The 14,455-nt window shown below is 38.7% G+C and carries 11 protein-coding genes; all 11 read right to left on the reverse strand.

The window, feature by feature from the left end; all coding sequences use genetic code 11:
• Positions 1 to 2: 2 nt before the first annotated feature.
• Positions 3 to 698 carry an SDR family oxidoreductase gene (locus EAE91_RS08060; protein WP_214088035.1) on the reverse strand — a complete coding sequence of 232 codons (696 nt, stop codon included), beginning with the start codon at positions 696 to 698 and terminating at the stop codon, positions 3 to 5.
• Between the two features lie 109 nt (positions 699 to 807).
• Positions 808 to 990: a hypothetical protein gene (locus tag EAE91_RS08065; protein ID WP_214053731.1), complete on the reverse strand. Its 183-nt coding sequence runs from the start codon at positions 988 to 990 to the stop codon at positions 808 to 810.
• 59 nt (positions 991 to 1,049) lie between these two features.
• A complete protein-coding gene (locus EAE91_RS08070) occupies positions 1,050 to 1,973 on the reverse strand; it encodes a hypothetical protein (RefSeq protein ID WP_214053663.1) in 924 nt (307 codons plus the stop codon).
• Positions 1,963 to 2,886, reverse strand: a complete 924-nt coding sequence (locus EAE91_RS08075; RefSeq protein WP_214088036.1) for a hypothetical protein — start codon at positions 2,884 to 2,886, stop codon at positions 1,963 to 1,965. The genes EAE91_RS08070 and EAE91_RS08075 overlap by 11 nt, the downstream gene beginning before the upstream one ends.
• A 2-nt stretch (positions 2,887 to 2,888) precedes the next feature.
• Positions 2,889 to 4,706 carry a HEAT repeat domain-containing protein gene (locus EAE91_RS08080; protein WP_214088037.1) on the reverse strand — a complete coding sequence of 606 codons (1,818 nt, stop codon included), beginning with the start codon at positions 4,704 to 4,706 and terminating at the stop codon, positions 2,889 to 2,891.
• Positions 4,707 to 5,169: 463 nt separating this feature from the next.
• Positions 5,170 to 10,047, reverse strand: a complete 4,878-nt coding sequence (locus EAE91_RS08085) for an RHS repeat domain-containing protein (RefSeq protein ID WP_214088038.1) — start codon at positions 10,045 to 10,047, stop codon at positions 5,170 to 5,172.
• A gap of 176 nt (positions 10,048 to 10,223) precedes the next feature.
• Entirely contained in the window at positions 10,224 to 11,234 is a 1,011-nt protein-coding gene (locus EAE91_RS08090) for a hypothetical protein (RefSeq protein WP_214088039.1), read from the reverse strand.
• Positions 11,235 to 11,257: 23 nt separating this feature from the next.
• Entirely contained in the window at positions 11,258 to 11,818 is a 561-nt protein-coding gene (locus EAE91_RS08095) for a hypothetical protein (protein ID WP_214088040.1), read from the reverse strand.
• 95 nt (positions 11,819 to 11,913) lie between these two features.
• Entirely contained in the window at positions 11,914 to 12,159 is a 246-nt protein-coding gene (locus tag EAE91_RS08100; protein WP_214088041.1) for an acyl carrier protein, read from the reverse strand.
• Between the two features lie 12 nt (positions 12,160 to 12,171).
• Positions 12,172 to 12,948: a hotdog family protein gene (locus EAE91_RS08105; protein WP_214088042.1), complete on the reverse strand. Its 777-nt coding sequence runs from the start codon at positions 12,946 to 12,948 to the stop codon at positions 12,172 to 12,174.
• Positions 12,949 to 12,953: 5 nt separating this feature from the next.
• Entirely contained in the window at positions 12,954 to 14,207 is a 1,254-nt protein-coding gene (locus EAE91_RS08110) for a beta-ketoacyl-[acyl-carrier-protein] synthase family protein (RefSeq protein WP_244868733.1), read from the reverse strand.
• Positions 14,208 to 14,455 lie beyond the last annotated feature (248 nt).

Raw genomic sequence — 14,455 nt, forward strand, 5'->3', positions numbered from 1 at the left:
GATTAACAAGTCGCTATCGGCCGTAAAACAATTTCTGCCGGACAACTACCTACTGGATGCTGAAGAATAAAAACAATCGCGTCAGTGACGGATGAAAGCGGGACAGTTCCTACACCATTTGGTAATACCGCACCTAACACTTCAAGCTGACCCGGTGAGATTGCACATACTCGTACACCTTGTTTCCATAGTTCTTGTTGTAACGCTACAGTAAACCCAACGACTGCCCATTTTGATGCTGCATAGCAACTAGCCCCAGGCAAACTGGCTTTTCCAGCCAAAGAGCTAATATTGATAACCGAGGGCTGTGCGCTTGATAATAGATGTGGCAAAGCGAGATATGTCATATGAATTAAAGCAGTGACATTAGTCGTAATAACCTGATCAATTTCTTCCGGTATTAGATCCACCAGTTTGCCAAAATGGAAAGCGCCGGCATTATTGATTAATACATCCAATCCACCCAACTTTGCACAGGTGAAATCTATCAACTGCTGGCGGAAATTATCATGACAGATGTCCCCAGCAAATGAATATATTTCGCAGTTATCCTGATATTGTCGGGACAATTCTTTAAGTCGATTCTCACATCTTCCGGTTACTACCATTCGAGAATCATTGCCTGCAAGCATTTCAGTGATTGCGTGACCAAGCAGGCCACTGGCACCGGTGAGTAATACACGTTTACCACGCAACACCTTCCCTCCCTAATAACTCAAAATAGCGGACCTCCATCCGGTGGTATTATTCGCCAATTAGAAATCCGCTCAACTTTATATTGCTATCAAATAGCTACAGAATTATTTATCATTCGTGTTTTGATGATTCGGTACAAGAACGACAACCAAAGCCAAGCACCCTTCCCGCTTCACTACCAGATAAGGTACGCGGTACGGCCCCAGCCAGACTAACCGGTTGGGAAAAAGTCGCTAACCGGAGAGAATTTTCCATTTGGCCTGTTTCAATCTTGCCCAATTTAGTGTTTTTCATATAATTTACCTCTTTTTTATATTAGTGCGTCTGATATGACGCGGTACTATTAACGCTCGCTAGGCCAGCGCTAACATACATTGCTGAGCTTGCACACGGACATAACTACTGGGATCACTCATGGCAAGGTGATAAATCTGATCACGATATTGTGTATCGGTAGAAAAACTCAGCATGGAAACAAAAGCGATAGAACGTAGCTCTTCACGAGTATGGCTGCTGGCAATTATATGCAGTAGCTCTCTGCTACGTTCATTGCCTTCTTTCATCAAAACAGAAAACAAGGCTTTATGTGCACGAAATCGTTCAAACCGCCCGTTTTTAATACGTGCAACCTGAAAGCCAGAATTATTTTCCCTATCCAGATCAAATTCATATTGGCGCTGTCCATTCCCTCTGGGTTGAATGATGATATTGATAGAGACGGATAAATTTGGTGGTGGAAATTGAATATGCATATCTTTACTGCGAAAGAAAAATATGACTTTGCCTGGGGATAACATTTGTTCGCCAAAGTAATTCATAGCGACTTCTTCACCCTCAACGCCATCAACACTGTCATAGTCGTATTCATAAAGACGTGTCGTATAGCCATCACCAAAAAAGTTAGTTGTCAAAAAATCAAAATTATGGTCATGAGGTTCTAGCCAGGAAAATGGGGCGGGTGCTGACTGAGGACCAGGTGGTAACCATAGAACCATGCGAATAGCAAATCTCCAGTCGCTGTACAGAATAAATGTCGGTGGCTGAACATCGTTTCCAGACTGGAACTGGTTAGGGGAGACTAATTGGTCACAGATGATGTCCAATATTTCTTGCTTGTTAGCCGCAAAATCTACCAACCATTGACTGGCTATCTCTATCTCTTCCCGCTGGTAATGGCCACAGGAAACATTGTCCACCATATTACTGGTCTTCAAAAGCTGAACCAACTCAGGCAATGCCAATGGCTTACCGGGTTTAGGCGTGAATTCAAGCGTCATGAATTTTCTCCTGCAAAGTTGCCAATACTGCCTGAATCGCATTACGAACATAGTTGCTATTGTCAGCCAATGCGCTATCAATCAACGATTGTGGGGCCTGATGACGAAGAATAGCAGCCCATGCCATTGCCCTGGCTTCTTCCGACTGGTGAGTTTTAGCAATATGGATCAACAGTTTTTGTGTACGTAGATTCCCCTGATGCGCCATCAATGAAAAAATCGAGCGTTGGGAAATTACCCGTTGTAAGCTATTGAATATTGGTTTACCAACAATACGCCCTTCCGATTCCGATAATTCAAAAATCGTTTGTCGAACTGAAGGAATACTTTTAGGAATAATGAGATTCAAAGATGCTGATAACGAAACAGGTTCATGCTGAATGTGCACATCCTTATTCGCGTAATAATAAATAATATCCCCTTCTTCCAGAAACATATCCCCTGCGTAGCTGAAAAGTGTTTCCCCGCTGTCACTCTGCTCGATCTGAGAATAGTCAAAACCATACAGAGAAGTACGATATCCAGGACCAAAAAAACCCACACTCATCAGGTCAAATGCATGATCATGGGCATAACGATAGGAAAAAGGGATACTCCGAGCCTGAAATCCCGTAGGTATCCAGACCATTAAACGCAATGTAAAAACTGGGCAAGTGTACAAAACATAGCTTTGTGATTGTCCATTATTGGTATCTTGGAAAGTTTCAGGTGTCACTAAGGCATTACTTATATGTTGCAACATTTCATGGCGATTAAGCGCTAAAGCCTTAAGATGAGTTGCTGTATTTAACATATCATCCTGGCTATAACAGGATGCTCTCAAACTCTCAAGCACGCCGGAATCGGTCAGATATTCAATTAAAGCCGTCAAAGTGATTTGAAAGCCAGGCTCGACTGCCAATTTTATCGCCATGTTTAGTCCTCCCTTGCAACGTCAAACCCACTGAGCCGTAAACTATTTTTTGCCGTTTCTCGCATCATCATATCGGTATCTTCACGAGCTATCTGGTGTAACAATGCCAGACACGCAGCACTATCAATCTGTGCAAGACTTTCAACCGCCTCCCAGCGAACAAAATTGGCATAATCAGATGTCGCAAGTTTCTCCAGTACAGCACTTGCGCCATGATATTTCATCGCCCCCAGCAGCCGGACATATAGCTGAATACGTGACGCACTTAAATTAGTACAAATGGTTTCGACGGGTTGTAAGCTCACTCGATCGTAAATCCAACTAATCCACCCTTTAGCATCTGAATGTGCAATGAGTAAGAAAGAGCCATTACGATTCTCATAACCGAAATCAAGAATATCCTCGTAAGCTTTAAAGCTATATAGCTGGTTTGGTTCGAAAGTAAAAACGCCTAATGAAGTCAATGCTTCTGGTTGTACAAATGGATCATTATGATTAATTTTACATTTGTAATATGGAACTTGTATTGCCTCTTGTGATGGATTGATGATAAAAGTATCGAATTCATTGACGTACAGTCTTTCATTATTGGTTTTGCCAATAAAGCGAACAAGTAAATGAAAGTTTTTCTGTCGGTGAATATAAATACTATCTTCAGAAAGAAGTTCATATTTATCAGTAATTTCTTTCTTTTCTAACAGATCATTTAATATATCGATAATGTTATCACGTGATAACTTACCCAAAACCTCACCAACCGACCAGAAATCTCCACCATTATCCGCCATCTTCTTGGTAATTATTTCCTGCAATTGGGCTAATTTGGCAATTTCTTCCGCTGCCTGCTCATCAAAATGTAACTGTTTACTCTTGCTAGCTTTGGGTAATCCATGTTTTTCATATAGCGAGGAAAAATAACTATCACGTGAAGCACGTAACCAGTCTGATAGAGAAATATTTTTTTCTTCTGCCTCAGTGATAAGATTATCAATGCCTTTTTTCGCGATTAACTGGGCAATACCTTTATTAATGAGCATGTTTTCCAAACGATCTTCTGTTTCTTTATTCACTACAATACCCATTCCAACTGAATATTGTGGCGTATTGCCAATATGATAATGATGTGGTGGAAGAATAAATATATCACCAGCCTCTATTATCCAGTTATCGGCATAAGGCCGTAGTTTCTCCATATTAAACCGATATTTTATTCCCTCTATTTCTTCAAAAATATCCTTATTAAACAGAGACATTTCTTTGGCATTAGGCCCACAATGGAAATGCACTACCGAGCTATAAGGATCATCAAGATGAACACCAAATGGCGTGTACCCATAGTTACCAATAAACAGACAAGTCCCTATGAAAGTATTTCTTTCGCCAAGAATTTTTCGCAAAGGAGCGAAAATAGAAGAAACTGCTTGAACAATATAATCAGACCAACGTTCAGTGTCATTGACAATCACACAGAACCGTTCCCCCCCAGTAGCTCGTGATATCCAACTCTCAAATGTCTCGTTTTCATGAAGCTCCGTATAAAGAATAGGATCAATATGTTCCGCGCTCAATCTCCCTTCTATATATACCCGAATTAAAGACTCCTGAGAAACCATCATTTCTTTTTTCAATATGCTGAATAGTGAAAATAAAACATCATCAGAAAACAACTCAGGATTAAAAGCTTCTTTTATTAACTTAGCTGACATAATCACAGGTTTATTAACTTGATCATAAACTTTTTCATCTTCTCTTATCTTATGCATCTGATAATGTTCACAAACCTCATTGAATTTTTTAACGTACTTAATATAAGCGTTCATATGTGATCCCGCCTTTTGATGATAACGAAGAGAGAGATAGGTAGGTAGATAAAAAAAATAATAGGTCAGGATGCTAGAATAGCAAGGGACAATTATATAAGCACTCATTCATGTGAATAGGTCAAGATCCACTTTAGAACACGTTAATTAAAACAGGAACTGGATAAAAAAAACAAACCCAAGAATATGATCTAGAAATAATTTATTTTGGTTTCATAATGAGATAATAATTTATTAAAAATAAAATTATAAGGTGATTTCGCATAGTAAATGCAATAAAGTTAAATAATCAGAAGCATTATATTGACATATAAATGCGAATAAAATCACATATTTTACAATTAACTATTATAATCCTTGACAATATCTCACTCTATCTTTTGCCTCAAAAAAACCAAAAGGCGACGCAAGCGTCGCCCAATAGCTCTTTTTCGTGAGACTTAACAATCAGCCCACAGGATTTTTATATGGTCAAACGGCCTCGCAACACATTACGGGTTTCAATGGACGATTGACTAAATAGATTCCCGGTACTATTGCGAAATGCTTGATTCACTTCAACGGCTCGAATAGAGGGGTGAACATTTACCGCTTCCGGTTCCAATTGCGTAAGACGAGATAAAGTATAGGCTTCGCTTCCTTCAGAAGTGCCTGCCGATGAGCTAAGTTCCCAAGTATGATGATTCACTGCATAAGCTGTACGCGCAAGATTAATTAGCCCCGAAGTTGTTGACACAGCACCAAAACCCACAGAGACCCAGCCCAAGATATTAGCGGCATTCGCATTACTATTCTCAACGGCGGAAGCCGCTATCCCCGTAGAGAGGGCCACAGCATTCGCACTCAATGATACTGTGGATAAAGCGATGTCCCAACGTCTGCTAGAACGGCTGGCAATTTCACCAAATTCAATAGGTACTGACCCGATAACACCCGCGCTGGCTACCTGAGAACCACTCCGTGCCGATTTTATCAGCGAAGAGGTAAAGGTTATTGCGCTGATACCAAAGCTTAAAACCCCCAACCCCGAACTAATCCAATTTAATATCCCGGCTGTTTTCGGATCTTTTTCCGATAATGCGGCTGACGCAATCCCTATCGAATCAGCAGCCAATCCAATGACGGTCGCAGTAACTGCAAGTGTACTGGTAGAAGCAACCGCCCCCAGAGCTCCCCCTGCGGCAATTAAACCTGCGCTAATTGCCGCGCCAGCCCCCAGTGATACAATCCCAACAATGATACCAATTGCCCCTAGCACAATACCTAATATCCCACCGGCACTAAGATGACCGTTAAGATCAATCCGATTTATAGGATCGCCCTGGCAATAAGTATAGAGATTAACCCCTCCCCGACCAAAAGGACTCCAACTGTCGGGACTATGAAATCTCATGAGAACCGGATTGAAAACACGATATCCGTTACCTAAGAAGTACCATCCTGTTACCGGATCAATCTGCGCACCATTCAAACCCGGTAATGAAGAAATTAAACTCCTAAAACCATAAGGCGTGTAGGACAAAGCCATCAACTCGTTTTCGTTTTGGCTGGCTATCACCGTGTTATTATGATCAGTGCCATATTGATAGTAGGCGGACTGGCCATTTTTGGTACTCTGATGACCAAGCCGTTGCTTATCGCTGTTCAACCAGGTAATGGTTTCATCACCCAATTGGATATTCGTCACTTTACCGGAAGCATAATACTGACGATTAATCGTCCCATTCGCTAAAACTTGTGCGGTTAATTTGTTCAATGCATCATACTGATATTGGCATACCAGAGTACCCTTACTGTCTTTGACCTGTACCAAGCGATTATTCTGATCGTAAATAAGCGTCTGCCCTTTTTCGTCGCGCGTCAGATTACCGTTGGCATCATAACTTAACTCTATTTGCTGTTTGTCACTGGTAATACGAATAAGTTGAGTTGGATCAGTTTGACTGAAATGATAATCCACGGTTTCTTTACCATCTCGATATATATTATCAAGCCGTTTGATATTACCCCATTGGTCATAATGGTAAATTTGCTGATTTAACACACGGCCAGTATGATCAATCGGAGACTGTTCTCCCTCACATTGGTACTGGCTTAAGCGCTGATTACTATCATATTGATAACGTTCATTTTTCATAACCACCCCATCGGCGGAGGTGATACGTTGACTGATTTGATTATTTTTTGTATAGCTTAAGGTAATGACTTGTATTGAGAAATCACTAATTAGCGAGCGTTTTATCTCTCGATCAAAAACATCATATTCGATTTTTGTAACTAATTGGGATAATGATGTTGTGTCTTTTGTCGTCGTTGTTATTAGCCGTCCAACACTGTCATATTCAAATGTCGCGTATTGCGAACTCTGTTCTGTTTTGACTAATCTTCCTTGGGCATCGTAGCTATAAACATGATCATGACCAAAACTATCTTTATGACGTTGAATTAAGCCGGACATCGTATAACGGTAATCGCCCGATGAAACGGGTTTATTATCCCGCGAAAACGATTCGTGCTGTAATACACCCGATGGGAAATAACTGTAATTGCTCTGGGATACCCCTTCTGACGCAGATAATAATGCCCCCGTTTTCGGATGGTAACGAAAGTTTTGTTGGCTTGTCTCTGTGGTAAATTTGGACATCACACTGCCGAGAGAGTAAAGATAATCGATGTTTTGTTTATTATGTGCAGGAGTGACAGACTGGATAGGTTTATCACCTTGAGGACCATATAAATATTCCGTTTTGCGCCCACCCACCGTATCGCTGGTTACTCGCCCAAGACCATCATAAGCTAACGAGCCTAATTGTGTTCCATTCACGTTCAGTGCAGAAATTAATTCTTCATGGCTAAAGCTGGCATAAGCGGATTCTAATATTGTTCGGTCTGGCAACGTTTTTTTCACTATACGATCAAATACATCGTATTCAATTTGGGTAGCATAACCTTCCGCATCTGTTTCAGTCACCGTACGACCAAATCCATCATAACGATAGGTTCGAGTGCTATATATCACACCATCAGGATACACAACTTTAATTGAAGCAGGTTGTTCAAAGTTATTTTGCTGAATATTTAGCATCCCCAATCCTTTGACCCCTTGAGTAATTGTTCTCGTAATAGGATCATGGATTTCTAGCTCTATCCGACCATCGCTGTATTCAGTGCTGTAACGATTTCCCCAACCATCATATTGATAGGTTTTCGTTGCAACCAAAGGAGTCGTCAAGCGAGTCAAAGGATTAGCAGATAAATCCCATAACCAATCATTTGAAATTTCTTTGATCAATTGCCCCAAAACATCATATTGTCTGGCAAGAACTTTTCGATATGTACCTTGATAAACCCCCGATGTTCCCCAAGTACCATCATCATCTTGTTCTTCAATCGAACAAATACGCCCCATTCCATCGTAATGGGTTTTACGCCTGACACCTTGGGAATCAATTTCTATCATCACCGGCCAAAAATCATTTTCGTCACCACCGGGATATTGATAAACATAATTACGTTTAGTTTCTTTTGTCGTACCAGGGTCAATAATTTGACCTGTAATTCGGCCCAGAAGATCATAAGACTGATCTGTAATCACACGGTTTACATCAACTTTACGAAGCTGGCGATGTGTATAAATAGAGGTCACATTTTTCGATTCCATATGCGCCCCATCAAACCCCGTCACCGTAGAGTTTGTGGTCATCTCACTTTCTGAATATTCATATTTAAATGTTGTGACCGTTTGCTGATTATTCATTACCGATGTTATTTTCGCTAACGAGCCATGAGATTTGCTCGTCGGTGAATTCACATAACTAAACGTTCTCACTATTTTACTATCTATGGTTTCTGAAACTTTGCTGACATATTCCTTTATATAAGCACCTGTAAAAGTCGGCAATTTTTGATATGTGTAGTGAGTTACTCTATTCGCAACACTTTGAGCGGCATCAGGCGATCCTTTTTGCGTCGCTGATTTTAAAAACCGGGAAAAGCCCAATGGATCGGCAGGACAATTATTACCTTCACCATTCACCGGATAATAAACATATTCTTTCTGTACTCCACTGGTTTCAGTAATAAGTAGAGTATTTCCCCAATCATCGCTTTTAATATTAACGGTCTCTTCTCGTGAAGTATTGGTCTGTAAGTCTGTGTAATGCGTTAACACCCGAGAGGGTTGTTGTAAATTTTCTGGTTGCTCGGAGAAACTTTTTGACGGATCTTCATTGTAAGTAATTTCTGTTGTAATTCTCTTATTATCTTGTGTTCTTGCTTCTTTAGTCATTAAATGGAATTTATTAAACACTCTTTCTGTTACTGAAATGACATTTTGACCATCTAAAATACGTTCAATGGATGAATAGGTATATTTTCCTGTGACCAAATACAAATTATCCTGGTTAGAATCAAAACTTGTCCGGCCAGAAGAATAGCCCAAGAAATTATGTACTGAACTATATTCATAGGATTTGCTGATCGCAGGCTGCCCATTACCAGGTTGAATAGTCAATGCAGCAGCATAAGGAATAGATTCCGTGTCCGTCACTTTATGTCCATTCTCTTTATAACTTACCAGCTCAACATAGCCTGTTGGTGTACGAAAAGCGCTAATAACCGGAAATATTCCTTTTAATGTCTGATAGGTCATCTTAAATCTGGCAGAATCAATAGGGCCAGAAGCATCATAAGGTACCGTCACCGTAATAAGGTAATCATTACGATAATCGAATGAGATTTTCGCAGAGATATTATTATCATCAGGGTATTCGACTGATGTACAATTATTTCCAGAGTAATTGAGTTTAAGGTAGGTTTTACCCGTCACACGGTATTTTATTTCAGACAATGCAAATCTTGAATTATAAATTAAATCAAATGCTTCACCATCTGGAAATTCAAGTGCCACCGTTTTTGCAATGTCACTTGATCCAATTCGTTTAAGTGTTTCTATAATACCATTCTTATTATAAACATAGAAAGTGTTACTATCGAGTTTATATACACGTAAATCTTTTAATTTTTTATCTTTAAAACTAATGTCATTATTATTTGGTGGCAATGGCTTACATTTAAATTGCTCTCCATTTGCCCGGCTAAATGTGAGTGTCTTTACATCTAGTGTTGTTAATGAAAACCGCCAGCCAATCCCAAATCCATTATTTAACGTTGTTAATGGCGAAAATGATAAATTAAGTACCTGTTCAATATTACCGACATTATTTGGTCTCAACGTGATAATGTTGATATTTGCGCTATATTGACCTGTTCTGGGATCGACACCGGTATCAATATAAGATCCAAAATTAAATGCATTGGAATATATATCGTTAGCCTTCATTTTAAATTTCCTGTTTAATTAATTAAGAACATAGCAAAACCAAATATCTATTTAGCTATTCATTTATGTACAATAACAGATATCGCTATATTCCTATTTCAATAATGGAATATCTTAATTGCTGGTAAACACATATGCGATTACCAGCATAGACAAAGGTTATTTACTAAGGAAAATCAACTTATTCTCGCTATACTTAGCGCACGTCCAATATTAGCCGAGGATATTCTAAATTTATGCTGGCAACCGTAGTTATCAATGATTGTGACATCATGATATCCATCATGATAACCACTTGTCCATGAACATCCTGTCACATGGAGTACTTCAGCAGCAAGCTGCGTATCTGGAACAGTTACGGTGTAAGAATAGTCCATGACACATCCTCCACTTACATTATCACGTGCATTCACATATGAAGTTCCTCGTTTAAATACCCTTCCTCTTGTCAGGAATCTATCGTCTGATGGATCTTTACCAAGGACATATATTCTATTAACAGTACTATCATTCCCTTCAAGAATTCTCAGATGATATGGCAATGTCCAAGTATAAAGATTAATGGTTTGATGGTGAGTATCCGATTTCGTCGGTTCTTCTGTTTTATCAAATAATGTATTGATGTTTTCATGCAATTGATTTGCATTAATTGCATAAGGAGCAATAGCTTTTAATAAAATCTTGCTGTCAAAAACTTCATCGCCAACTGACATATTCGTTGTTAGTGTGCGTTTCCCGTCTGTATCTTCGAAGGTCATTTTTGCTATTAGATACTCTGTGCTTGTTCTATTACTACTAACATAACGATAGATATATTCAGGAACACTTTTCACACTGTTCTGATAGCTTTCATTTGTACAACAATCTCCTGCATGATCCATTGTCGGCTCCTTAATAGAAGCGTCAATACGATAAACACCATTTAATAACCCAAGATCATATCTATTTCTTGTCTCTGTTGTTGTCCAACCTGAAGGCATTTTTAATTGGTCATATATGAGGCTATCACTTAATGCTGCCACCTGAATCGATCTTTTTTCAGCATCACTAAGTGCTAATTTTACCCAATCACCATTCTTATATTCTTGTTTAAGTACAGAGATTTTCACCATACATTGATGCCGACCATTAGCATAAAAACTATCATCAGTTTTCTCAATGGTAAATGTTGTTATTCTCTTTTCCATAACATTCTCCATAATATTGTAAATTAAGCTGTAATAGAAATAATATCAAGTTCAAAGCCATAATATGGCCCTTGCAATTCTGGAATAATTCTTACGCGATAGCGTTTTGATAATTCATCTTCAAAGTCTCTCAAGGCGTTCATGATAAATTCGCTGTATTTTCCTTGTGCAAAAAAGATAAATTGCGTGGTTGAAGGATTAATAGCAACATATTTGCCAAGAGCATGGCGTAATGTCTTAATAAACAGTGTTCCATCTTCATTTAATTCGAATAGCTTTTTATCTGTCGTCGTTCTATCCATAAAATTACCTTCACCTAAAAGATAAATATTTATCTCACGATGGTCACGACGCAGTAAAAATTGTTTATTGATATCCAAATCGAATATTCTGGGTTTAACCGTTTTATCAAGCAAATGATCTGGAATAACAAATTCAATCAAGAAACGACGCCCATTCACGATAATAGGCAAATGCTCTCGATCAATTGAGAAACAGCACAAATTTCCAACCCACGAAGAACCTTCCGTCTCTGAATAGGCTGAATATAAAGCAGCGACTTTACTTTGCTCTAGAATGTTCATTTTAACCTCTTAAATATTAATGGTAAAAAATAAGGTTAGTGAAAGACCACCTCTTAAAGAGCAGGTGGTTTAAAGATGACAATTAAAATTTCAGTTTATAACTTAGATTTCACATAATCAGTGAGTTCATTTAACGTTAAAATAGAATGATTTGAAAAAAGCTCAGCTTTAATGCTAATACCATATACCTCCAATACAAAAACCTGAATTTCCACATAATCAAGGCTATCAAATTTAAGCGAAATAAAAGAAGATTCTGGTGTTATTTCTTCCTCTTCTATATCCTTCATCATTAATATTCTATTCTTTATTTTAGTAAAAATATCACTTTGTGTTGGCATTTCGCTTTCCTTTTATTTCATCTTAGAGATAATTGAAATCTTTGACACAAAAATAGGTTTTTTATCATATAAACATCGATAATAAAAAATACGAATATAGTCTTTAGGGCCATTCTTAATTATTAATGGTGGATTTAATTCAATACAGATATCCGGCACAGATGATAATGATGTACTATTAACAACTGTTTTTTTTATCTTAATCGCTTGTCCAGTATGCACAGTAAAGGATTGGTTCAAATAATCTTGTAATTGGTTAAAATGGTAGTGCTCAAAATTAAGAAAACTTGTCGAATTAATAACAAGATGAAAAGCAAGCGCATCCAGAAACCACCCAATAGAAGTGACACTCGGGAAATAGAGTCTAAAGAGAGCATATTTTTCACAAACTTCTCTCTCTGTTATCGTTAATTTTTGACAGTTATCCTGAACAATCCAATCTTCAATTGACTCCATTGTATTTTCTACGTTGGTATTGCCGGACAATGTGCTTTTTTTACTAGGATTTTCTAATTTAAACGTTTTGTTTTCAGTATTAATCCTCAGTTGATATGGTAATGCGGTATAAACATATTGCCGGAACGACGCATCAATGTTCAATATTCCAGTTGTAAGCGCTGAAGTTAATTGAGAAAACTGTTGCCGCACATAGAGCAAATTCAACATCCCCTGTACCGGATGTTGCTGCATATTGTGTGAAGACTCACTTTTTGCCGGATAATGAATGGGATTAAAATCCCCGGAAAAATCCGACCAATGTTCAATATCTTCCATTTCAAAAATCAACATAGCAGTTACCTTACCTTAGAGATAACCAACGCAGCATTATGTCCCCCAAAACCCGCACTAATATTGAGCATCACTTCTGGTCGAGCGGTGTAGCAATGTTGATTAGGTAAATAATTGAGGTCGCAATCTGGATCGGCCCGATGTAAATTCAAGGTTGCCGGCAAGCAATTTTCAGTCAATGCCTTTACACATACAATAGTTTCGAAACTACCGGCAGCAGCAATAAGATGACCGGTATACGATTTTGTACTTGATATGGGGACCTGATAAGCATGCTGCCCCAGTGCCGCTTTAATTGACTGGGTTTCATAAAGATCATTTAACGGTGTAGAAGTGCCATGAGCATTAATGTAGTCAATCTCTTCCGGCAAAATCTGTGCCTGCTTAATGGCTTTGGTTATCGCTAATATTTTAGGTTCAATATCTTCTGTTGGCCGAGTTAAATTAGCGGCATCTGAATATTGAGCATAACCTTTAATTTCCGCCAGAATCGTTGCACCACGCGCGACGGCTGAATCATAATCTTCCAGACAAACCACCGCCGCGCCTTCGGCTAATACAAACCCAGAGCGATCAAGGCTAAATGGACAACATGCGAGATTTGGGTCCGTTTGCTCTTTCGATAGTGCATTCAATACATCAATACTCCAAATATTGCATTCCCGGGTTAGTGATTCAGAAGCTCCGGCAATCATACATTTTGCCCGTCCTGAGCGAATAATTTCAAAGGCGTCACCTATTGCCATTGTGCCCGTTGCACAGGCGGCCATAACGGTATTCTGATAACCACGTAGTCCATACATAATCGAACATGCAGCCGTCATGGAACTTGGCATGGTGATAAGATTACTCATAGGATGAGCTAATTTTGTTTTCTTATATTGGCAAGCATAATCTGCGACATTATCAATAGCCCCCCAACCACTGCCAAGGATTACTCCACATTCATATTTATCGTAATATTCAACAGGTGATACATTCACTCCAAACGCTTGGGTAAAAGCTTGATACGTCGCTTTCAACGCCATTTTTCCGCAATCCGAAAGCATATGAGTTAACTTTTTTGGTAATAACTGATAACGGGATGGGTCTGGTGCGAGGAAAGAAAAGAAACGTGAATTAATGAATGAGTCGGGAAATTCAATTCTGTGAAATTGATGTTGTTTCTCGATAATACTTTGCCAACATGATTCAACATCTTCACCAATCGGTGTTACCGCTCCCATACCTGTAATAACAACTCTTTGAGTTCTCTGCATATTGATTACCATTTATACATGGATTGAGAATGTCAATTTTTCTAGTTATAAAAGTAGGCTAATGAAGATATATCACCATAATCATAAATAAGTATTTTCAATATTTCTGCTTATTAGCATCGCCATTTGTGAATTACGTAAAACTAATTGACAGATTATTCCCCCCCTGTAATAGAACCGATGATAAATATCCATGATAAAATATATTGTTATTTTAATACCATTATGCTACCAATCTGTTTGTAGAA

Origin of the sequence: Photorhabdus noenieputensis, assembly GCF_018448935.1 — a bacterium.
GTDB classification, from domain to species: Bacteria; Pseudomonadota; Gammaproteobacteria; order Enterobacterales; family Enterobacteriaceae; genus Photorhabdus; species Photorhabdus noenieputensis.